The organism is Mycolicibacterium sp. XJ870, from assembly GCF_053483975.1.
In genome coordinates, this window is sequence record NZ_JBEFTI010000006.1 from 221,481 (window position 1) to 244,329 (window position 22,849).

At 65.9% G+C, this 22,849-nt stretch carries 19 protein-coding genes; 14 read left to right on the forward strand and 5 right to left on the reverse strand.

From position 1 onward, the window contains the following. Positions 1-75: 75 nt before the first annotated feature. Positions 76-1,548 carry an FAD-dependent oxidoreductase gene (locus ABQF30_RS21890; RefSeq protein WP_448467664.1) on the forward strand — a complete coding sequence of 491 codons (1,473 nt, stop codon included), beginning with the start codon at positions 76-78 and terminating at the stop codon, positions 1,546-1,548. A gap of 3 nt (positions 1,549-1,551) precedes the next feature. Here the strand turns inward: ABQF30_RS21890 and coaA are convergent, their stop codons facing one another. Next, a complete protein-coding gene (gene coaA / locus ABQF30_RS21895) occupies positions 1,552-2,490 on the reverse strand; it encodes a type I pantothenate kinase (protein ID WP_448467666.1) in 939 nt (312 codons plus the stop codon). A gap of 30 nt (positions 2,491-2,520) precedes the next feature. Between coaA and ABQF30_RS21900 the strand changes: the two genes are divergently transcribed. The 5 genes from ABQF30_RS21900 (at position 2,521) to ABQF30_RS21920 (ending at position 8,784) form a co-directional block, all read left to right on the forward strand. Then, positions 2,521-3,750, forward strand: coding sequence for a DUF885 domain-containing protein (locus ABQF30_RS21900; protein WP_448467668.1), 1,230 nt, complete (start codon positions 2,521-2,523; stop codon positions 3,748-3,750). A 57-nt stretch (positions 3,751-3,807) separates the two neighbouring features. Further along, entirely contained in the window at positions 3,808-5,271 is a 1,464-nt protein-coding gene (locus ABQF30_RS21905) for a glycine hydroxymethyltransferase (protein WP_448467670.1), read from the forward strand. Positions 5,272-5,339: 68 nt separating this feature from the next. Next, positions 5,340-6,167 carry an acyl-ACP desaturase gene (locus ABQF30_RS21910; RefSeq protein ID WP_448467672.1) on the forward strand — a complete coding sequence of 276 codons (828 nt, stop codon included), beginning with the start codon at positions 5,340-5,342 and terminating at the stop codon, positions 6,165-6,167. Between the two features lie 200 nt (positions 6,168-6,367). Further along, complete coding sequence (locus ABQF30_RS21915; protein ID WP_448467676.1) at positions 6,368-7,681, forward strand: RNA 5'-3' helicase PhoH2; 1,314 nt, start codon at positions 6,368-6,370, stop codon at positions 7,679-7,681. 122 nt (positions 7,682-7,803) lie between these two features. Continuing rightward, entirely contained in the window at positions 7,804-8,784 is a 981-nt protein-coding gene (locus tag ABQF30_RS21920) for an Acg family FMN-binding oxidoreductase (protein WP_448467678.1), read from the forward strand. Here ABQF30_RS21920 and dosR read toward each other — a convergent pair. Then, positions 8,771-9,409, reverse strand: a complete 639-nt coding sequence (gene dosR, locus ABQF30_RS21925; protein WP_448467680.1) for a hypoxia response regulator transcription factor DosR/DevR — start codon at positions 9,407-9,409, stop codon at positions 8,771-8,773. The two genes, ABQF30_RS21920 and dosR, sit on opposite strands and share 14 nt — an antisense overlap. A gap of 240 nt (positions 9,410-9,649) precedes the next feature. Here dosR and ABQF30_RS21930 point away from each other — a divergent pair, with 240 nt between their 5' ends. Beyond that, entirely contained in the window at positions 9,650-11,422 is a 1,773-nt protein-coding gene (locus tag ABQF30_RS21930) for a GAF domain-containing sensor histidine kinase (RefSeq protein ID WP_448467682.1), read from the forward strand. A gap of 15 nt (positions 11,423-11,437) precedes the next feature. Here the strand turns inward: ABQF30_RS21930 and ABQF30_RS21935 are convergent, their stop codons facing one another. From ABQF30_RS21935 to ABQF30_RS21945, 3 genes are read right to left on the reverse strand one after another with little or no spacing between them, the layout of a single operon-like run. Next, a complete protein-coding gene (locus tag ABQF30_RS21935) occupies positions 11,438-12,865 on the reverse strand; it encodes a class II fumarate hydratase (RefSeq protein WP_448467684.1) in 1,428 nt (475 codons plus the stop codon). A gap of 23 nt (positions 12,866-12,888) precedes the next feature. Continuing rightward, positions 12,889-13,917, reverse strand: a complete 1,029-nt coding sequence (gene glpX, locus ABQF30_RS21940) for a class II fructose-bisphosphatase (RefSeq protein WP_448467686.1) — start codon at positions 13,915-13,917, stop codon at positions 12,889-12,891. A gap of 60 nt (positions 13,918-13,977) precedes the next feature. Then, complete coding sequence (locus ABQF30_RS21945; protein WP_448467688.1) at positions 13,978-14,802, reverse strand: GntR family transcriptional regulator; 825 nt, start codon at positions 14,800-14,802, stop codon at positions 13,978-13,980. Positions 14,803-15,001: 199 nt separating this feature from the next. On the opposite strand from ABQF30_RS21945, the gene ABQF30_RS21950 reads away from it, so the two are divergent. Genes ABQF30_RS21950 through ABQF30_RS21980 form a run of 7 tightly spaced genes read left to right on the forward strand, consistent with a single transcriptional unit; the run spans position 15,002 to position 22,807 of the window. Further along, on the forward strand, positions 15,002-16,030 hold the full coding sequence (locus tag ABQF30_RS21950) for a zinc-dependent alcohol dehydrogenase (protein ID WP_448467690.1): 1,029 nt from the start codon (positions 15,002-15,004) through the stop codon (positions 16,028-16,030). Next, positions 16,027-17,031 (forward strand): TRAP transporter substrate-binding protein, encoded by a 1,005-nt coding sequence (locus tag ABQF30_RS21955; RefSeq protein WP_448467692.1) that lies wholly within the window; start codon positions 16,027-16,029, stop codon positions 17,029-17,031. The genes ABQF30_RS21950 and ABQF30_RS21955 overlap by 4 nt, the downstream gene beginning before the upstream one ends. Further along, positions 17,021-17,626, forward strand: coding sequence for a TRAP transporter small permease (locus ABQF30_RS21960; RefSeq protein ID WP_448467693.1), 606 nt, complete (start codon positions 17,021-17,023; stop codon positions 17,624-17,626). The genes ABQF30_RS21955 and ABQF30_RS21960 overlap by 11 nt, the downstream gene beginning before the upstream one ends. Next, positions 17,623-18,903, forward strand: a complete 1,281-nt coding sequence (locus ABQF30_RS21965; protein WP_448467695.1) for a TRAP transporter large permease — start codon at positions 17,623-17,625, stop codon at positions 18,901-18,903. Before ABQF30_RS21960 ends, ABQF30_RS21965 begins: the two co-directional genes overlap by 4 nt. 33 nt (positions 18,904-18,936) lie before the next feature. Next, positions 18,937-20,181, forward strand: coding sequence for a RuBisCO large subunit C-terminal-like domain-containing protein (locus ABQF30_RS21970; protein ID WP_448467697.1), 1,245 nt, complete (start codon positions 18,937-18,939; stop codon positions 20,179-20,181). Further along, positions 20,181-21,455: a four-carbon acid sugar kinase family protein gene (locus ABQF30_RS21975; RefSeq protein ID WP_448467699.1), complete on the forward strand. Its 1,275-nt coding sequence runs from the start codon at positions 20,181-20,183 to the stop codon at positions 21,453-21,455. The genes ABQF30_RS21970 and ABQF30_RS21975 overlap by 1 nt, the downstream gene beginning before the upstream one ends. Positions 21,456-21,514: 59 nt before the next feature. Then, positions 21,515-22,807: an FAD-binding oxidoreductase gene (locus ABQF30_RS21980; protein ID WP_448467815.1), complete on the forward strand. Its 1,293-nt coding sequence runs from the start codon at positions 21,515-21,517 to the stop codon at positions 22,805-22,807. Positions 22,808-22,849 lie beyond the last annotated feature (42 nt).

A 22,849-nucleotide genomic window follows, 5' to 3' on the forward strand; every position in this document is an offset into this window, starting at 1 on the left:
TTCGGGTAGCTGACTACTCACGACTTCCTCGGCCGGCGCGACCACACTGGAAAGCGCCGGTTCGAGGAGGTAGTCGTGCCCAGTTCAGCTTCGTCCGTTCCCGCCCAGGTCCAGAGCTGCGACGTCTGCATCGTGGGAGCCGGCATAGCCGGTCTCAACGCCCTGTTCGTCGCCAGTCGATATCTGGGTCGCGATCAGAAGGTGATCCTGATCGATCGGCGCCGGCGCGTCGGTGGGATGTGGATCGACACCTACTCCTACGTGCGTCTGCACCAACCACATCCGATGTTCACCGCGGGCAACATCGCCTGGACGTTGGGCCGCGAGCCGTCGTACCTCGCCACGAAGGGCGAGGTGCTCGGCCATTTCGAGCATTGCCTCGACGAGATCAAGAAACGGGTCACTGTCGAGGAGCGCTACGGATGGGATTTCGAATCCGACGAGGAAGTAGACGGCAAGGTGCGTGTCACGTGTCGGAACGCCGACGGTCGACAACAGGTGATCGATGCGAAAAAGCTGATCAAGGCGTACGGCCTGCGGGTGGTGCCCAACGAGCCGCTGGAGTTATCCAGCGCGCGTGTGCACTCGGTGTCACCCGACTACTGCGATGTCCGGGGCGCAGACATGCGCGATAGCAGCGCCGCGGTGTGGCTGATCGGTGGCGGCAAGACAGCGATGGACACCGCGCACTCGCTCGTCACCGCCTATCCCGGTCGCGAGGTGAATCTGGTGGCCGGTTCCGGGACGTTCTTCACCTGCCGGGAGAAGTTCTTTCCGACCGGCATCCGCCGCTGGTGGGGAACCCCCCTGCTCAGCAGTATGGCCATCGACATGTCACGACGATTCGACGGGACGAACGAGCACGACGTCGAGCGGTGGTTCCGCAGTTCCTACGGCACCTGGCTCACACCTGAAACGGGCAACTTTCTGTACGGTGTGCTGTCCGAGGCAGAGAACAGGACCATCGCTGCGGGCATCAACGACGTGATCATGGACCACCTCGAGGATGTCGTCGACCGCAACGGATCCACCGAGTTGGTATTGCGCAGCGGCGCGACGAAAGCCGTCGAAGCGGGCAGCTGGATCATCAACTGCACGGGATACCTCACCCACAGTGCCCATCCCTACGAGCCCTACGCGTCCGGCGACGGCACGGTGCTGTCGATTCAACCCCGCTCGGCCACAATGCATCTCACGACCTACATGGCCTACTTCACCAGCCACCTCATGTTCTTGGACAAGCTGCGCGACCTGCCACTCTATGAGCTCGATATGCAGGATCTGTTGAACAGGGCCAAGCCGGTGCTGCCCTACGCGCTGTTCTCATTGGCGCAGTACAACCTCGGGCTGATCGCCGATAGCGTCCCGGCCAAGGTATTTGGTGAATGTGGCCTCGACTACGACCGCTGGTATCCGTGGCTGAGGCGCACGGCCGGTGGGCTGCGTTTCATGCGGATCCACGGCCGCGAACGTGAGCATCTGCGCCGCACGCTGGACACCGTGCGCGACCGATTCGACGTGCGTTGCGGCCCGCTGGCTCAGATCTAGCCGCTAGAGCTTCCGCAGTCGCAACCGGTTGATGGCGTGGTCGGCATCCTTGCGCAGTACCAGGGTGGCCCGGGGTCTGGTCGGCAAAATATTCTCGATCAGGTTGGGCCGGTTGATGGAATGCCAGATGTCGCGGGCGGCGAATATGGCTTGTTCATCGGTCAGCGTCGAATAGTGGTGGAAGTGTGACGCCGGGTCGGCGAAGGCCGTGGACCGCATCGTCAGGAACCGGGAGATGTACCACTGCTCGATGTCCTCGATGCGGGCGTCGACGTACACCGAGAAGTCGAACAGGTCCGACACCATCAGGGCCGGTCCGGTCTGCAGGACGTTGAGGCCCTCAAGAATCAGAATGTCCGGATGCCGAATGATCTGCTTCTCGTCCGGCACGATGTCGTAGAGCAGGTGCGAATACACGGGAGCGCAGACCTCGTCGGCACCCGATTTCACCGCGGTGACGAACCGCATGAGCCCGCGCCGGTCATAGCTTTCCGGGAAGCCCTTGCGGTGCATCAGGTTCCGGCGGTTCAGCTCGCGATTGGGGTAGAGGAAGCCGTCGGTGGTGACCAGATCGACGCGTGGGTGGTGTTCCCAGCGGGCGAGCAGCGCCTGCAGCACGCGGGCGGTAGTGGACTTCCCGACGGCCACGCTGCCGGCAACGCCGATGACGAACGGCACCGGCCGGTCCGGATTCTGCTGCGGCTCACCGAGAAACTCCGCAGTCGCGGCGAACAACCGCTGCCGCGCGGCCACCTGCAGGTGGATCAACCGGGCCAGCGGCAGGTAGACCTCTTCGACCTCGAGGAGGTCGAGCTTCTCACCCATACCGCGCAGTCGCAGCAGCTCGTCTTCGGTGAGTTTCAGCGGGGTGGACATGCGCAGTGAACGCCATTGACTTCGGTCGAACTCCACATAGGGGCTCGGCTCGCTGGGCCGCGGCATTCGGTCAGTCTTGCATTTACGGTTGGGGGCATGGCTAACGGGATGGACTTCGGATCAGACAGAGCGACAGGCACAGACGCCTTCATTCAGGAGTTTCTGCTGCTCGGTCTGCGCTTCGACCGGATTGAGGACGGCTATGTCGACTCCTTCACCGGTGATCCCGCGCTGCGCCGCGCAGTCGAGGACGAGCCGGCACCCGACCCGGCGGACCTGGCCCGGCAGGCCGATCACCTACTCGGTCAGATACCCGATGACCTCGACCACGACCGGGCCGAGTACATCGCCGCGCATCTGCGGGCACTGAACTGTGCGGGCCGCAAGTTCGCCGGTGAGCAGGTCGGGTTCGTCGACGAGGTGGCCGCCTACTTCGACGTGCGCATCAGCAAGGGCGATCCGGAGCGCTACCGCCAAGCGCACGTCAAGCTCGACGAGGCCCTCGGCGGCACCGGCCCGCTGGCCGGCCGGATCCAGGCTCATCGCACCGCCGACGAGATCCCGCCTGAACGCCTGGAGGAATGCATCCATGCGTTCTCATCGGTCCTGCGCGACAAGGTCCGCGCCGAGTACCCGCTGCCCGAGACCGAGACCATCACCTACGAGGTGGTCACCGACAAACCGTGGTCGGGGTTCAACTACTACCTGGGCGACTACCGCTCCACCGTCGCGGTCAACGCCGACCTCAAACAGCAGATGGCCAACCTGCCCCGGCTGGTGGCCCACGAGTCCTACCCCGGCCATCACACCGAGCACTGCCGCAAGGAGGCCGGGCTGGTGGCCGGTAAAAACCAGGCCGAACAGACGATCTTTCTCGTCAACACCCCGCAATGCCTGATGGCCGAGGGCCTGGCCGACCTGGCGCTGCACGCGGCCGTCGGCCCGGGTTGGGGTACCTGGGCGAGCGAGATCTACGCGGATCTGGGGCTGCGGTTCGACGGTGAGCGCGCCGAAGCCGTGTCCGAGGCGGTGGCCGGGCTGGCCGATGTGCGTCAGGATGCGGCGCTCATGCTGCACGACGAGCATCGCGACGTCGACGACGTCGTCGAATTCCTCAAACGCTGGCTGCTGGTCAACGACGAGCGGGCCAGGCAGATGCTGCGGTTCTTGTCCTCGCCGCTGTGGCGGGCCTACACCAGCACCTACATCGAGGGCTACCGGCTGCTGCGGGCCTGGCTGGACGCCAGGCCGTCCGACGTGTCGTTGGCTTCTCGGTTCGGCAGGCTGCTCGACGAGCCGCTGATCCCGTCGACGTTGCGGGGCTGACCCGGGGATCGGCATCCTGGGGCAGGAGCGAAGCGACCCGGGGATAGGCTTGGGCGCATGGCAGCAGATCCGTCATCCACTTTGCCCGCGGCCTCCGGCGCTGATTACGCCGACACGGCTTCCGCCGCTTACCAGGCCGCCTTGCAGGTCATCGAGTCCGTCGAACCTCGGGTTGCCGCTGCCACCCGCAAAGAGCTTGCTGATCAACGGGATTCGCTGAAGCTCATCGCGAGTGAGAACTACGCGTCGCCGGCCGTGCTGCTGACGATGGGCACCTGGTTCTCCGACAAGTACGCCGAGGGCACCGTCGGACACCGTTTCTACGCCGGCTGCCAGAACGTCGACACTGTCGAGGCACTGGCCGCCGAGCATGCGCGTGAGCTGTTCGGTGCCCCCTACGCCTACGTGCAGCCGCACTCCGGCATCGACGCCAATCTCGTTGCCTTCTGGGCGATTCTGGCCACCAAGGTGGAGGCTCCCGAGCTCGCCAACTTCGGCGCCAAGCACGTCAACGACCTGTCCGAGGCGGATTGGGAGACGCTGCGCAACAAGCTGGGCAATCAGCGGCTGCTCGGCATGTCCCTGGATGCGGGCGGTCACCTGACCCACGGCTTCCGACCGAATATCTCCGGCAAGATGTTCCACCAGCGCAGCTACGGCACCAACCCGGAGACCGGGTTCTTGGATTACGACGCCGTCGCCGAGGCGGCCCGCGAGTTCAAGCCGCTCATCCTGGTGGCCGGTTATTCGGCCTACCCGCGCCGGGTGAACTTCGCCAAGATGCGCGAGATCGCCGATGAGGTCGGCGCCACCCTGATGGTCGACATGGCCCACTTCGCCGGGCTGGTGGCGGGCAAGGTGTTCACCGGCGACGAGGATCCGGTGCCGCACGCCCACGTCACCACCACGACCACACACAAATCGCTGCGTGGTCCGCGCGGCGGCATGGTGCTGGCGACCGAGGAGTTCGCGCCCGCCGTCGACAAGGGCTGCCCGATGGTGCTCGGCGGCCCGCTCAGCCACGTGATGGCCGCCAAGGCCGTCGCCCTGGCCGAGGCGCGCCAACCCGGCTTCCGGGACTACGCCCAGCAGGTCGCCGATAATGCCCAGGCCTTGGCCGACGGGTTCGTCAAGCGCGATGCGGGGCTGGTCACCGGCGGCACCGACAACCACATCGTGCTGCTCGACGTGCGTTCGTTCGGGTTGACCGGCCGTCAGGCCGAGTCGGCACTGCTCGACGCCGGCGTCGTCACCAACCGCAACGCCGTCCCGGCAGACCCCAACGGGGCCTGGTACACCAGCGGCGTCCGGTTGGGCACGCCGGCATTGACGAGCCGGGGATTCGGTCCCGACGACTTCGACCGGGTCGCCGAATTGATCGTCGATGTGCTGAAGAACACGGACGCCGAGGGATCTTCCAAAGCCAAGTACAAACTGGCCGACGGCACCGCTGACCGGGTTCACGCGGCGTCCGCTGAGCTGCTCAAAGCCAACCCGCTCTATCCCGGTCTGACGCTCTGAGGACCAGCGCGTGGGACACGCGCAAGCTGATTTCGAGAAACATGTGAACTCGGGTTACAGTTACTTTCATGGCACAGAAACCTGTCCCTAATGCGTTGACCCTCGAGCTCGAGCCGGTGGTGACGGCAGAGCTGCGTCGCCATCTGGACAGCGAGGATCTTTGGTACGCCCACGACTACGTGCCGTTCGACCAGGGAGAGAACTTCGCCTTCCTCGGCGGCAAGGACTGGGATCCGTCGCAGGTGACGCTGCCCAAGAAGATCACCGACGCCTTGGAGATCCTGCTGATCACCAAGGACAACCTCGGCGGCTACCACCGCGAGTTGGTCGAGCACTTCATTCTGGAGGAGAAGTGGGGCCGCTTCATCGGTCGCTGGACGGCCGAGGAGCACTTGCACGCCGTCGCACTGCGCAACTACCTCGTGGTCACGCGTGAGATCGATCCTGCGGCCAACGAGGACGTCCGCGTCGAGCACGTGATGAAGGGCTACCGCGCCGACACCTTCAGCCAGATCGAGACGCTGGTGTTCATGGCGTTCTTCGAGCGGGCGCACGCGGTGTTCTGCCGCAACCTCCAGGCGCAGATCGCCGAGCCCGTGCTGGGCCGGCTGATGGGCCGGATCGCCACCGACGAGGAGCGGCACGAGGAAATCTTCGCCAACCTCGTCGCATCCCTGCTTGCCCAGCACCGCGCAGACGTCGTCGCCGCGATCGCCGCGCGCGTGCCCGAGCTGGATGTGATCGGCGCTGACATCGACGCCTACCAGGACAAGGTCGCGCTGGTGGCCGAGTCCGGCATCTTCGACAAGGCCGCGCTGCGGCAGCTGATCGCCGACCGCATCACGGCGTGGGGCCTGGCCGACGAGCCCGAACTCCAGGAGTTCACCAACACGTAACGCGCCACGCGTTTCACACCCGGCGCGCCGATCAGCAACCCCGCCGCGGCGGGAGTAGCGTCGAATCCGATGGCTAGCGACATGCTCTGCTGTCCGGGCGGTACCGATCGTTGCGATCACGAGAGGACCGGCCCCGGTCCTGGTGCCGCAGTGTCCACCGAGAAGCTCGGGTGGGGCCGCGCGAGCTCTAGGAGCGCCACGTGACCGATAACGCTGTCCGTACCTATGTGCTCGACACTTCTGTGTTGCTGTCCGATCCCTGGGCATGCACCCGGTTCGCCGAGCATGAAGTGGTGGTACCGCTGGTCGTCATCAGCGAGCTCGAAGCCAAACGGCATCACCACGAGCTGGGCTGGTTCGCCCGGCAGGCGCTGCGGATGTTCGACGATTTGCGGCTCGAGCACGGACGGCTGGATCAGCCGATTCCGGTTGGGGCACAAGGCGGTACGCTGCATGTCGAGCTGAATCACAGTGACCCGACGGTGTTGCCCGCCGGATTTCGCACCGACAGCAACGACTCTCGCATCCTGACCTGTGCGGCTAACCTCGCCGCGGAGGGCAAACGCGTCACGCTGGTGAGTAAAGACATCCCGCTGCGCGTCAAGGCCGGTGCGGTGGGCCTCGCAGCCGACGAATACCACGCTCAGGACGTCGTCGTGTCCGGCTGGACCGGGATGACCGAGTTGGACGTGGCCACAGAGGACATCGACGCGCTGTTCGCCGATGGTGAGACCGACCTGGCCGAGGCGCGGGATCTGCCGTGCCACACCGGGATTCGTCTCCTCGGCGGTACTTCGCACGCGCTGGGCCGGGTAACTGCCGCCAAGCGGGTGCAGCTGGTCCGTGGTGATCGCGAAGTGTTCGGCCTCCGGGGAAGGTCAGCCGAACAACGCGTCGCCCTCGACCTGCTGCTCGACGAATCCGTCGGCATCGTGTCGCTGGGCGGCAAGGCCGGCACGGGCAAGTCCGCACTGGCGCTGTGCGCGGGTCTGGAGGCTGTGCTGGAGCGTCGCACCCAGCGCAAGGTCGTGGTGTTCCGGCCGCTGTACGCCGTCGGCGGGCAGGATCTCGGTTATCTGCCGGGCAGCGAGAGCGAGAAGATGGGTCCGTGGGCCCAGGCCGTGTTCGACACCCTCGAAGGGCTGGCCAGCCCGGCCGTGCTCGAAGAGGTGCTCTCCCGCGGCATGCTCGAAGTGCTTCCGCTGACCCACATTCGGGGCCGCTCGCTGCACGACTCGTTCGTGATCGTCGACGAGGCACAGTCGCTGGAACGCAACGTCCTGCTGACGGTGTTGTCCCGGTTGGGCGCGGGCTCGCGGGTGGTGCTCACCCATGACATCGCCCAACGCGACAATCTGCGGGTCGGCCGGCACGACGGTGTCGCCGCGGTCATCGAGAAGCTCAAGGGCCACCCGCTGTTCGCCCACATGACCCTGCAGCGCAGCGAACGCTCGCCGATCGCCGCGTTGGTCACCGAGATGCTGGAGGAGTTCAGTCCCGGCGCGCTGCCCTGAGTGATTTGGGCGCGTTTACCGGCGGTGGGCGCCGGTAAACGCACCCGAATCGCCGGGCCGGTGGGCCAGGTTGAGGACCAAAGACCCTAACCGGCGCGGCCCGGCGCGACGAAGCTGGTGTCATGCCCGACACCATGATTGACCCCGCAACCATCACCAACGCCGTGCAGTTGGCGTCGCGCGCGCCGTCGTTGCACAACACCCAACCGTGGCGTTGGGTGGCCGATGCAGATGGACTGAAGTTGTTCCTCGACCCCAACCGGGTGGTGTACTCCACCGACCGGTCGGCGCGCGAGGCGGTAATCAGCTGCGGGGCGATGCTGGACCATGTGCGCGTCGCGATGGCGGCCGCGGGGTGGGGGACCACGGTCGAGCGGTTCCCCAACCCGAACAACCTCGACCATCTGGCGACGTTGCACTTCCGCGAGATGGAGTTCGTCACCGACGCGCACCGCCGCCGAGCCGAGGCGATCCTGGCGCGGCGCACCGACCGGCTGCCGATGACCGGCTATGCGGCGTGGGATTCATTCGAACCGGTGCTGCGCGCGCAACTGGCCGGCGGGCCGGTGCATCTGGACGTGCTGAGCGACGACGTCCGTCCGGACCTGGCAGAAGCGGTGGCCCTCACCGAGTCGCTACGGCTCTACGACTCCGCGTACCACGCTGATCTGACTTGGTGGACAACACCTTTCGCGACCGAGGACGGTATCCCACAGAGTTCACTGGTGTCCGCTGAGGAGAGCGACCGGGTCAGTGTGTCGCGCGCCTTCCCGGTGACCAGGCACAGCGAACGGCGCCGCCACGTCAACGACGACTCCGCGACGATCGTCGTGCTGTCCACCGACGGGTACAGCCGTGCCGATGCGCTGGAGTGCGGAGAGGCGCTGTCGGCGGCGCTGCTGGAATGCACGCTCGCCGGTCTGAGCACGTGCCCCGTGACCCACGTGACCGAACTGCACGCCAGCCGCGACATCATCGGAACGCTGATCGGACGGGACGCGTGCCCGCAGGTTCTCCTCAGGATCGGAACCGCGCCGGGACTGGAGGAGGTACCGCCGCCGACCGCGCGACGGCCGGTCGAAGCGTTCCTCAGCTTCGCCTAGGCCGATCCAACTTGGAGATGAACACGGCTGCCTGAGTGCGGCGCTCCATGCCCAGCTTGGCCAATAACCGCGACACGTAGTTCTTGACGGTCTTCTCGGCGAGGTACATCCGGGCGGCGATCTGCTTGTTGGTCAGGCCCTCACCGAGCAGATCGAGCAGGACGCGTTCTTGGTCGGTGAGTCCCGACAGCGGGTCAGACTGTGCGGCGCCGCGCAGCTTCGCCATGAGCTTTGCCGCGGCCTTGTTGTCCAGCAGGGACCGCCCCGCACCCACTTGTTTGATGGCCCCGGCGAGTTCCATGCCCTTGATGTCCTTGACGACGTATCCGCTGGCGCCGGCCAGTATCGCGTCCAGCATCGCCTCGTCAGAGGTGAACGAGGTCAACATCAGGCAACGCAGATCGGGCATGCGCGAAAGCAAGTCGCGACACAGTTCGATGCCATTGCCATCGGGCAATCGGACGTCGAGGACAGCGACGTCGGGCTCAAGGGCAGGTATCCGCGCCATTGCCTGCGCCACTGAACCGGCTTCACCGACAACCTCGAGTTCAGGATCGGAGCCGAGCAGGTCGATCAGTCCACGTCGGACGACTTCGTGGTCGTCCACCAGGAAAACCCTCACCATGTTGTGCTCCCATCGTTCTGGATTCGCGCTATGGGTGGTAGGGACCCAGGGGCATCAACACTGCTCGCGGCGAGACGGCCCAGACCAGCGCGAAGTAAGCCGGGATTGAGCGTCCGTACGGCATCGCGGGCGGCAGTAGGTGTGGACGGCCTGTCGGTACGGGCCGTCGATACTGCGCCAGTAGCGCGTTCACTCACCACAGAGGCATCCAGCTCATCAGGTCAAGAAACCGGTCGCTGCATGACAACCTACCTGGCACAACCGTCGGCCGACTGTCACGATGGGGACGTGGCCGGTCAGGGTGGTCGGGATAGACCCGAGCGACGCACGCCCCCGGTTCGCGACACCCTGTCGCAATTGCGGCTGCGCGAACTGCTCAGCGAGGTGCGGGACCGCATCGAGGAGATCGTGGAGAGTCGCGATCGGCTCGACGGCTTGGTCGAGGCGATGCTGACGGTGACCGCCGGTCTCGAACTCGACGTGACGTTACGCACGATCGTGCACACCGCGATCGAGCTGGTCGATGCGCGCTACGGAGCACTGGGCGTGCGGGGCGAGGGACATGAGCTGACGGAGTTCGTCTACGAGGGCGTCGACGACGACACCCGGCGCAGGATCGGGCATTTGCCCGAAGGCCGTGGCGTGCTGGGTGTCCTGATCGACGATCCCAAGCCGATCCGGCTCGACGACATCCATCAGCACCCGGCATCGGTCGGTTTCCCGCCGAATCATCCCGCGATGCGGACATTCCTGGGTGTCCCGGTGCGGATTCGCGACGAGGTTTTCGGCAACCTCTACTTGACCGACAAGACCACCGGCCAACCATTCACCGAGGACGACGAGATCCTGGTCGAGGCATTGGCCGCGGCAGCAGGTATCGCGATCGAGAACGCCCGTCTGTACGAGCAATCCCGGGCCAGCCAGTCCTGGATCACCGCGACCCGTGACATCGCGACCGAACTGCTCGCCGGCGCGGATCCGGCCACCGTGTTCCGCCTCATCGCCACCGAATCCCTTAACCTCACCGGCGCGGAGTGCACGCTGGTAGCCGTTCCGGCCGACTCCGAAACGCCATCGGCGGACATTGATGAACTGGTCGTGGTCGAGACCGGCAGCACCGCCCCCACGGATGTGGGAACGCCCATACTCCAGCTGAATGCCACACCGGTCGGTCAGGCTTTCCGTGATCACACGCCACTACGCTTCGACAAGCTCGACGTGGGAATCCACGGCGTCGGCTGTGTCGGTCCGGCGCTCGTGCTACCTCTCCGGGCAACCGATACGGTCGTTGGCGTATTGGTGGCGATGCGTCACGACGACGCGCCGCCTTTCACCGCAGAACAGCTTGACATGATGGCCGCCTTCGCCGATCAGGCGGCTTTGGCGTGGCAACTCGCCACCTCACAGCGTCAGATGCGCGAACTGGACATCCTGACCGACCGGGACCGCATCGCACGGGATCTGCACGACCATGTGATCCAGCGCCTGTTCGCGGTGGGTCTTGCGTTGCAGGGCACCATCTCACGTGCGCGGTCCGCGGAAGTGCAGCAGCGCTTGACCGGATGTGTCGATGATCTGCACACCGTCATCCAGGAAATCCGTACGGCGATCTTCGATCTCCACACTTCGTCCGCAGGCGGCACCCGATTGCGGCAACGCCTCGACCAGGCGATCGACCAGTTCGCCGGCTCGGACGTGCGAACCAACGTGCAGTTCGTCGGGCCGCTCTCGGTCGTCGATGCCACACTGGCAGATCACGCCGAAGCCGTTGTGCGCGAGGCGGTTAGCAACGCGGTGCGCCATGGCCACCCCAGCGAACTGTCCGTTGACGTCAGGGTGGCCGACGACCTCTGCATCGAAGTCAGGGACAACGGGCGTGGCATCTCCGGCGATATCACCGAAAGCGGCTTGGCGAACCTGCGGCACCGCGCCCAGGAATACGGCGGAGACTTCACCCTCGGGAAAGCCGACGGCGGCGGATTGTTGTTGCGCTGGTCCGTACCGCTGCCCTGACTCCGTGCAGGAAAGTTACTCGCCGGGCTTGACCTTGGCCATGGCGAGCACGTCGAGGCGGCGGTCGAGTTCCTCTTCGGACAGCTTGTCGCCGATCAGCCCGCGGTCGACGACTGTCTGGCGGATGGTCTTCTTCTCTTTCAGCGCCTGCTTGGCCACCTTCGCGGCCTCCTCGTACCCGATCGCGGAGTTCAGCGGGGTCACGATCGACGGCGAGGACTCGGCCAGCTCACGCAGGTGAGCCTCGTTGGCAACGAGGCCGTCGATGCAACGCGCGGCGAACAGCTTCGACACGTTCGCCAACAGCGTGAACGACTCAAGCAGGTTGCGCGCCATCATCGGGATGTACACGTTGAGTTCGAAGGCTCCCGCGGCACCGCCCCATGCGACAGCCGCGTCATTGCCGACCACCTGCGCAGCCACTTGCGTAACCGCCTCGGGCAGAACGGGATTCACCTTGCCCGGCATGATCGAGCTGCCCGGCTGCAGATCGGGCAGCTGGATCTCACCCAGGCCGGTCAGCGGCCCGGAGCCCATCCAGCGCACGTCGTTGGCGATCTTGGTCAGCGACACCGCGATCGTTCGCAACGCGCCGGAAGCCTCGACCAACCCGTCGCGAGCTGCCTGCGCCTCGAAAGAGTCCACGGCGGTACGTAATTCGGCCAGCCCGGTCTGGTTCACCAGCACCTCGACCACCTTGGCGCCGAAGCCGTCGGGTGCGTTGAGCCCGGTGCCGACGGCGGTGCCGCCGATGGCGAGTTCGCCCAGACGCGGCAGCGTCGCCTTGACTCTTTCGATGCCCGCTTCGATCTGACGGGCATACCCGCCGAACTCCTGCCCCAGCGTCACCGGCACCGCATCCATCAAGTGGGTGCGGCCCGACTTCACCACGGTGCGCCACTGGCGGGCCTTGCCTGCCAGAGATTCGTGCAGCACCTCGAGCGCCGGAATCAAATGGCGCACAGCGGCTTCGGTCGCGGCGATGTGCGTTGCGGTCGGGAACGTGTCGTTGGAGCTCTGCGACATGTTCACGTCGTCGTTGGGATGCACGGTCACACCGTTGCGTGCCGCGATCGACGCGATCACCTCGTTGGTGTTCATGTTGGAGCTGGTGCCCGACCCGGTCTGGAACACGTCGATCGGGAACTGGTCGTCGTGCAGGCCGTCGGCGATCTCACCGGCCGCGGCGATGATCGCGTCGGCCTTCTCGGGTGCGAGCAGACCCAGGTCCTTGTTGACCTGAGCACAGGCCGCTTTCAGCAGGCCCAATGCCCGGATCTGGGTGCGTTCCAGGCGACGGAACGAGATGGGGAAGTTTTCCACGGCACGCTGGGTCTGTGCCCGCCACAGGGCGTTGACCGGTACCCGGACCTCGCCCATGGTGTCGTGCTCGATGCGGTACTCGACGTCGCCATTGTTGTCGACGGCACTGTCGGCGGTCATGTGCTCCCTTTGATTGTCGGTTGTCAGGGCAGGGGATAGATGGCGTTGGAATCGCCGGTGAAATCGATGGCCGAGTATTCGTTCAGCTTCGAAAGCCGGTGGTAGGCCTCGATCATCCGGACGGTCCCGGACTTGGACCGCATCACGATGGACTGGGTGGTGCAGCCGCCGCTGTAGAAGTGGACGCCCTTGAGCAGGTCGCCGTCGGTCACCCCGGTGGCGCAGAAGAACACGTTGTCGCCCGAGACCAGGTCCTCGGTGCTCAACACCTGGTCCAGGTCGTACCCCCGGTCGAGCGCCTTCTGGCGTTCCTCGTCGTCCTTCGGTGCAAGTTGGCCCTGGATCGCGCCGCCCATGCAGCGGATCGCGGCCGCGGCGATGATGCCTTCCGGGGTGCCGCCGATGCCGACGAGCATGTCGGTGCTCGTGTTGGGCCGGCACGCCGAGATGGCGCCGGCCACGTCACCGTCGGTGATCAGCCGGCAGCGGGCACCGGCGGACCGCACGTCGGCGATCAACTGCTCGTGGCGCGGCCGGTCGAGGATGCACACCGTCAGGTCCGAGACCGACACGCTCTTGGCCTTGGCGACATTGCGGATGTTCTCGCCGATGGGCGCGGTGATGTCGATCGCGTCGACGGCGTCGGGCCCGACGGCGATCTTGTTCATGTAGAACACGGCCGACGGGTCGAACATGGTGCCGCGTTCTGAGACCGCGAGGACCGAGATCGCGTTGGACAGGCCCTTGCTCATCAGCGTGGTGCCGTCGACCGGGTCGACCGCGAAGTCGCACTCCGGGCCGTCGCCGTTGCCGACGTCTTCCCCGTTGTAGAGCATCGGGGCGTTGTCTTTCTCGCCCTCGCCGATGACGACGACGCCGCGCATCGAGACCGAGTTGACCAGCTCGCGCATGGCGTCGACGGCGGCCCCGTCACCACCCTCTTTGTCGCCGCGGCCCACCCAACGGCCGGCCGCCATGGCACCGGCCTCGGTGACCCGGACAAGTTCAAGGGCAAGGTTGCGATCCGGGGCTTCGCCGCGCGTGGGACTCATGGCGGTGATTCTCCCAGAACGGGGTTGTCAATTGGGAGCCGGGATCCGGGCCGATCGACGTCAGCGTCGGCCCGCGTCGATAAGTGACGCCAGCTCGGCGACCAGCTCGCGCACGCGGTCGAAGTCTGACGGATCGGAGTCGGCTGCCTCAGCGTTAGCGTCGACCTTCGCATCGACATCGAAAACCGTTGACGGTTGGTGCCACAACGTCGACCACTCGAGACCTCGGCCCTCGGCATCATTGGTCTGCGCCTGGAGTAGCAGCACCGGTGTGCCGATGTCTATGGCCAGATGCCTTGCCACGGTCGGGTCCGCCGGCACCGCTCGGAGCTGGCGGGGGCCGCCGACCGGGACGACGCCGGTGGATCGCATGTAGCCGAGGAGTGATCCCTGGATCGCTTCTGCGGTGAGGTTGGGGAACAGTTCCCGTGACACCCACGACCGCATGAACACCAGCGGCTCGTCGTCGACGAAACGGAGGCGCTCGATGCGCCAGGCATCGGGCGTTCCCAACGCCGGGATTGCGGCATCAGGCGCCGCTGCGGCACTCAAGTCGATCACCACGGTCCGCAGGTGCTCGCCTGCCGCCGCCAATTGCCGACTGAGGCCGCCTGCCTGTTCGGCGCGTCGATGGTGCAGCCGTGTTGGCGCGACGACGCTGCCCCGGCCGCGTTCCCGCCGGATGAGTCCTGAATCGGCGAGTTCGGCCAGCGCTTGGCGGATCACGCTGCGGGCGACGCCGAACGTCTCCTGAAGCTCGAGCTCACTGGGGAGGGGATCGCCCGGGGCGAGGTTCTGACCGAGGATCTGGCTGCGTAGGACGTCGCGAACCTGCGCATATAAGGGAATGCCGCTGTCGCGGTCCACTAGCCGCTCTGAAACCACGGTGCTCCCTTTCGAAAACTGATCAGCAAATAGAGGCTAGGGCAGGGTCACAGTCTGGCTTGACACGTAACACACATCACATCATAGTTGTACGTATCAATTGTACGTACAAGTACGTCCAAGCAGGCAATGCACGGAGGAAGCCCATGGTCCGGTCTGGTTCCGCTGATTCACTGATGCCCCGCTCGGAACGTGGCCGATGAAGGCGGCTGTGCTGACAGCGCACCGCTGCGTCGAGCTTCGCGACATCCCGCAACCGCAACCGCGGGCCGACGAGATCGTCATCGCGGTCGAGGCGTCCGGCATCTGCGGTTCGGACCTGCACGCCTGGCACGGGCGCCATCCGTTCCGGCAACCACCCGTCGTGCTGGGCCACGAACCCGCAGGCACGGTGTACGCACGCGGCTCCGACGTCACCACGGTCGACGTGGGTGATCGGGTGGTGATCCAGCCACACCGGATCTGCGGCACCTGCCGAGCGTGCCGGCATGGGGACAACGAAATCTGCGAGCACAAGCAGTACCCGGCCACCCACGACTGGACGGGCAGCCTCGCCGAGTTCTTCGCCGCGCCCGCGAACATGGTGCACCGGGTACCGGACGGTGTACCGCTCGATCTGGCCGCCCTCGCCGAGCCGCTGGCCGTCGCGTGCCATGCCAATCGCCGGGGTGGCACCGGCCCGGGGATGACCGTGAACATCGTCGGCTCGGGCACGATCGGACTGCTGTGCCTGATGGTCGCGCGCCACCTCGGAGCCGACGTCGACGTCGTAACTGATATTGACACCGAGAAGCTCCGGGTCGCAGGCGAATTGGGCGCAAAGCGACCATCGGACGTACGGACGTCCGACATCATCGATGCTCTGCGGGCCAGCCGGTTCGACCGAGGCGACATCACGATCGTCGCCGCCACCGCACCCAACAGTCTGCTCGACGCCGCAGCTCTGACGCGGCCCGGCGGTCGCATCGTGCTCCTGGGCCTGTACGCCGACACCGCGCATATCGCGGCATCGGCACTGGTCACCGATGAACAGACCATGGTCGGGTCGCTGACGTACAACAGCGATGACTTCGATGCGGCACTGGGACTGCTTGGCAGCGACACCGAAACCTACGCTCGCTTCATCACCAAACGCATTGGCCTGCACGAGGTTGGCGCCGAATTCGCCCGCCAGGCCGATGGTGGCGCGGCCATCAAGACCCTCGTCGTTCCGGGGTTGACGGCATGACATGGCGACCGACAGCTTCGCCGAAGCTGCTGACCACGGTATTGACGCTGTGCGCGTTGATGATTGCGGCGACCGGCTGCTCCGGTGGCCGCCACGACACCGTGCAGTTGCGGCTCGGGCATGTCAACTCCGCGACCGATCCGTGGCAGACCTCGGCCCAGGAGTTCGCCGACCTGGTGAACGAGAACAGCCGTGGCACAGTCGAGGTGAAGGTCTATCCCGGCGCACAGCTCGGTGGTGACCGCGACATGGTCGAGGGTATGCAGATCGGCTCGGTCGACTTCACGCTCGTCGCCGGTGTGCTGTCCTCGGTGGAGCCGGCGATGACGATGCTGGAGATCCCGTACATGTTCACCAGTCAGCAGGCGCTCAACAAGGCACTCGATGGCCCTGGCGGCCAGCGGCTGTCGGAGGACCTGCTGGAGAAGGGGATTCGTAACCTGGCGTGGCTCGATCGGGGACCGCGCGAGCTGACCGCCAACCGCGAGATCGTCAGCCCGGCACAGCTCGACGGCGCGAAGATCCGGGTTCCGGAGATACCGGCTTCGATCGACGCCTGGCGTGCCATGGGCGCCAATCCCACCCCGATGGCGTTCTCCGAGGTGTACGGCGCACTGCAGCAAGGCGTGATCGACGGGCAGGAGAATCCGTACGCCATCATCGAATCGTCGAACCTGTTCGAGGTGCAGCGCTACGTCATGCAGACCGATCACGTGTACGGCTACGTGATGCTGGCGATGTCCGAGGACACCTGGGGCCGGCTCTCATCCGAACAGCAGCAGGTGGTCACCGAGGCTGCGAAGACCGTGCGGGCGCGCCACAACGAACGCACCGCCGCCGACGAACAGAAGTACCAGGACGAATTGCGCGAGAACGGCATGACGTTCGTTCAGGTCGACAAGAACGCGTTCCGCCAAGCGGTCCGGCCGGTACACGAGCACTATGCACAACAGTTCGGTCAGCGGCTCTACGACGATCTGGTGGCGTCCAATGACTCTTAGCGCGCAGCCGGCCGAAAGCCGCTCGTACACAATGTTCCGCCAGTTCACCGATGGTCTCGACGCGGTGGCCCGGGTGGTCGCGGGCGCCGGACTCATCGGCATGGTGGTCGTCATCACCCTGCAGGTGTTGTTCCGCTACTTCCTCGATCAGTCGCTGGCGTGGACCGAGGAAGTCTCGCGATTCCTGTTCATCTTCACCAGTTTCATCGCCATCACGGTGGCGCACCGCAGGCAGATGCATGCCGGCTACTCCAGCCTGGTCACCAAACTTCCGGTGGGGGTACGGCGCATCGTGATCATCGGTGTCGACCTGGTAAGCATCGCCTTCTTCGTCGTGGTCGGCCTGTCGAGCCGCAAACTCATCGATATCGGGATCGACTCCACGGCACCGGCGACCGGGATGCCGATGGCCTGGATCTATTTGGTATTCCCGGTGTTCGCCGTGCTCGGAGTCGTGTTCAGCATCGAGCACATCGCCCTGCACCTGCGCGCCGGCGCCGACGACCTGTTGTCGGCCGATGAGGACCGTGCCGTGGCAGAGGAAGCCGCCGGCGCAATCGGAGATGGGCCCGAGCACGAACGGAGCGCAAAATGATGATCGGTTGGCTCTTCGGCGGTTTCGCGGTGCTGGTCGCCTCCAACGTCGCGGTGGGTATCGCGCTGCTGATGGCAGTCGTCGTCGCCATGATGGCGACGGGTACCGATCTGCCGCTCGCAGTCATCTCCCAACGGATGTTCACCGGCATGGACTCCTTCGCTCTCATCGCGATTCCGGCGTTCCTGCTCGCAGGCGAGATCATGGCCCGTGGGGCGATGGCCAGGCGCATGGTCGAATTCGCCGCGACGATGGTCGGACATCTGCGCGGCGGCCTCGCAGTGGTCGGAGTCCTGTCGACGATGCTGTTCTCGGGTGTGTCCGGATCGTCGGTGGCCAACACCGCCGCGGTCGGCAGTGTGCTCGTGCCACAAATGCGCCAACGCGGCTACGATCCGGCATTCGCCGGTGCGGTCGTTGCCAACGCCGGCGTTCTCGGTTCGGTGTTCCCGCCGTCGATTCCCATGGTGCTGTATGGGATTGCCGCCGGTGTCTCGATCAGCGCGCTGTTCGTCGCAGGCATCGTGCCTGGCATCCTGATGGTGGTCCTGTTGATCGCCGTGGGCTACTGGCAGTCGGTCAAGGCCGGCTACCCCGCCGGGGAACGGGCAACGGTGCAGGAGTTCTTCAGCTCCTTCGGGCGCGCCTTCCTGGCGCTGCTGACTCCGGTCCTCATGGTCGGCGGCATCGTCTCCGGAATCCTCACGGTCACCGAAGCCGCGGTCGCCACCGTGCTCTACGCACTCGCCGTCGAACTCCTCGTCTACCGCGAGCTGAAACTCCGTGACCTGTCCACGGTAATGACGCGGACGATCACAGCCACCGGCATCGTGATGCTCATCATCGCAGCGTCCACCCTGTTCGGCTGGATCATGACCATCGAGCAGATCCCCCAGACGATCGCCGAGTTCATGCTCGGCCTGACATCGACCGTGTGGATTCAGTTGATTCTCATCAACATTCTGTTGCTGATCATCGGTACCTTCCTCGACGTCGCACCGGGCATCATCATCGCGGTCCCGATCCTTGCGCCGTTGGCAGATGCGCTCGGCATGGATCCCGTCCATTTCGGCGTCATCGTCGTGATCAATCTCCTTGTCGGACTGGTCACTCCGCCGGTCGCACCCACCCTCGTGGTGGGTGCCTCGATCGCCGGCGTCAGCCTGGACAAAATCACCACGGCCTCGTGGCGGTTCTTCCTCTCGTTGATCCTCACGCTGGTCCTGGTCACGTTCGTCCCGGCCCTGTCCACGTGGCTGCCCAGCCTGTTCAGCTGAGCGACACCACATATCCCTTGAGAGGCAAACACTTTGAGCGACACCATCGCAGTCACGTACCGCATCTTGAGCTACCTTCCGCTCGAACAGGCGGCAGAAGCCATTGCGGGTGAGCAGACCACGGGCACCTTCACCAAGGTCGCCGGCGAGACCCCGGAGCTCCATCGCAAGCATCGCGCGCAGATTCTCGACCTCACACCGTTGGACGGCGGCCTTGGGGACCCGCTGCCGGGCGCTCGCGGCCGTGAAAGCGGCAGCCTGCGTGGGGCTCTGGTACGGATCGGCTACCCACTGGCCAACAGCGGCCCCTCGCTGACGCGCATGCTGGCATTCGTCTCGGGCAATCTCTACGAGCTCAGCGAACTTGCCGGGATCAAACTCCTCGACATCGAATTTCCCGAAGAGTTCGGTGCGGTCTACCCACCAGCCCCCCACGGCGTGGCGGGGACGCGTCGGCTCCTCGGCCGTCCGTCGGGCGTTCTGCTCGGCACGATCGTCAAACCGAACATCGGGCTGTCCGGGCCCGACTACTACCGCGTCGTCCGTGAACTCGGGCTGGCGGGTTTGGATTTCATCAAGGACGACGAAGTCAATGCCGACTGTCCGCCGACTCCCTTGCGGGAGCGGGTGCCGCATGTGATCCGTGCTCTTGATGAGGTAGAGAGCGAGACGGGCCGCCGCCCACTGTATGCGTTCAACATCAGCGATGAACTCGACCACATGCTCGATTCGGCGGGCTATGTCGCCGAGGCCGGAGGCAAGTGCGCCGTGGTCAATACCGCGCTCGTCGGTGTCCCCGCGCTGTGTGCTGTGCGTAGGCAGACTGATCTGGTGATCCACGGGCATCTTGCGGGCTTCGCGGCGGCGTCCCGCCACCCCAATCTGGGTATGGGCTTCGCGGCGTTCCAGAAGCTGGCCCGCTTCGCCGGTGTGGACCATCTGCATGTGGGCGGATTCAAGTCGAAATTCTTCATCGAGGATGAGGAGACTGCCGCCAACGTCGAAGCCGTCCGCGCCCCGCTGCTCGGCGGCCGGGAATGTCTGCCGGTCGTCTCGTCGGCACAGTGGGCGGGCACCGCGCCGACGACATGGCAGCACACCGGCACCGACGATCTCCTGGTGCTCGCCGGCGGCGGAGTCCTCGGTCATCCGGGCGGCGCCGCGGCGGGCGCGCGCAGCATGCGACAGGCGTGGGAGGCCGTGACGGCGGGCATTTCGCTCGAAGATGCGGCCAAGGAACATGGCGAGCTCGCCGCAGCGCTCGCCCATTTCGGCTGATGGTGCGCGCAGCGTTCGTCGCCGACGATTTCACCGGCGCCACCGATGCGCTGTGGCAGTTCCAGCGCTACGGCCTACGGTCGCGGCTGTTCACGTCCGCGTCACAATTGACCCCGGAGAATCTCGACGCCGACTACGACGTCATCGGGATCGCGACCACGGCCCGCTCGGCGACCGGTACCGGCGCGGCCCGCGTGGCGTTGCCTGTGTTGCGGACGCTCGCCGAACTGCAGCCGGAACTATTGCAGTACAAGGTGTGCTCGACGTTCGACTCATCACCCAACCGCGGCAACATCGGAGCCGTGATCGACGCCGCGCGTGCCCAACTCGGTTTCGAATTGCCGGCTCCCGTCCTGCCGGCGCAGCCGGAGTTCGGTCGTTGGACGGCTTTTGCGAACCACTTCGCCAACTACGCCGGGCAGAACTACCGGCTGGACCGTCACGAGCCCATGCGCAGTCATCCCGCAACACCCATCGATGAAGCCGACCTCCGACTGCACCTCGGGCGTCAGCTGGCCGGCGAGGTCGGCGTGCTGCACGTTCCGTTACTCGCCGACGACGCCGCGCTGACTGCCGCCCTGGATAACCAGATGAACGGTGCTGCAAGTGCTTTCATCGTCGATGCGATCAGCAACGGTGATCTGGTCCGGTTCGGCGCGGCGCTGCGCGACCTGCAGTCACGAGTTGGCCGCCCGCTGTTCGCGGTGGGGTCGGGCGGGCTGTCCTATGGGTACGCCGCGGCGCTCGTGCGCGGCGGGCCGCCGGTGGTGCCTGCACCCGCACACGGCGAGGTGCCGCCTCCGGGGGGTCCGGTGTTGGCCGTGTCCGGCAGTTGTTCGCCGGTCACCGATCGCCAGATCCTCACCGCCGAGGACGCCGGGTGGTTCAGCGCCCACATCGACGACGCCGATGTGTCGGAGCGGGTTTTCGCGGCTCTTCAACAGGGCAGACACAGCGTCGTCTATACGGCTCGCGGCGCAAGCACCGGTGCGGCCGCGGCGGACCTGAGCCGCCGGCTCGGTGCGCTGGCCCTCACTGCCGTCGGTGACGGGTTTACCCACCGCTTGCTCATCGCCGGCGGAGACACGTCCGGGGAGATCGTCAGCATGGCCGGGGTCAGCGCCATCGAGATCGCCAGTTCGATCGCAGTGGCCGGACTGCTGTGCCGCACGTTCGGCGAGAGTTCGGTGCTCGATGGCGCCGAGGTCGTCCTCAAAGGTGGTCAAGTCGGCGGCGACGACTTCTTCCTCAGGGTTGCTGGGCAACAGGCGTGACGGCACTACTCGACGAGCTTGCCGGAGCGGTTGCCGCACTTGTCACTGATCCAGCGGCGATGGAGGGCTACCGGCGCGACCAGTGCCTGCTCACCGAGGCGGGCGTGCCTGCTGCCGTCGTACTCGCCAAATCCGTTGAAGACGTAGCCGCCACTGTGCGCGTCGCCAGGCATCACCGTGTCCCGCTGGTCACCCGCGGCGCGGGTACCGGGCTGGCCGGCGCCGCGAACGCGATCGACGGCTGCATCGTCCTGGTGCTGTCGCGGCTCGACCGCATCCTCGCCATCGACCCGATCGCCCGCTCGGCGGTGGTGCAACCGGGCGTACTCAACGGCGATCTCGACCGGGCCGCCGCCGAGCACGGTCTCTGGTATGCACCTGACCCGGGCAGCCGGGCGATATCCACGATCGGTGGAAACCTCGCGACCAACGCCGGCGGCATGTGCTGCGCCAAATACGGTGTCACCGCCGACCATGTCCAGCAGCTGACGGCGGTGCTGGGCACGGGGGAGACGGTGCACACCGGGGCGCTCACCCGAAAGAACGTCGCCGGACTCGATCTCACCAGGCTGCTCGTCGGGTCCGAGGGCACGCTCGGCGTCATCGTCGAGGCCACGGTGCGGTTACGGCGTCGTCCGGCAGCCGTGGCGACGGTGGCCGCGTTCTTCCCGACCGCGCAGGACGCCATCGCGATGGTCCTGGAACTCGGCGACGGTGCGGCGGCGGTGGAATTGATGGACCGCACCACCGTGCGTGCCGTCAACGCGGCCACCCGCATGGACCTCGACGAGCGCGCGGGTGCAGTCGTGCTGGCACAATTCGACGGTGCCGACGACGCGGCCGTCGGTGCGCAAGCGCAGAACTGTGCTGCGCTCGCCGAGGCCAAAGGCGCCGAGGTGTTCCACACCGTGGACATCGCCGAGGGGGAGGCGCTCATGGAGGCCAGACGCGCGGCGTATCCGGCCTTGGAGAGACTGGGAGCCACGCTGCTCGACGACGTTGCGGTCAGTGTGCATCGGATGCCCGCACTGCTGGCGCAGATCGAAGAGATCGCCGCCCGCCACGACGTGGTCATCGGCACCTTCGGACACGCTGCCGACGGAAATCTGCACCCCACCATCGTGTTCGACCCGGCCGACCCAGCACAGCGGGACCGCGCCCGGCTGGCATTCGACGACATCGTGACAGCGGCGGTCGAGCACGGCGGCACCATCACGGGGGAGCACGGCATCGGCGTCCTCAAGCGGGACATGCTCGGCAGACAGGTGGGTGCCGTCGAACGGGCCCTGATGCATCGGATCAAGGCGGCCTTCGATCCCGACGGAATCCTCAACCCCGGGCGCGGTTACTAGCGGTCACGCCCTGGCCAGCCGCCATTACGCTGCACACCTCGG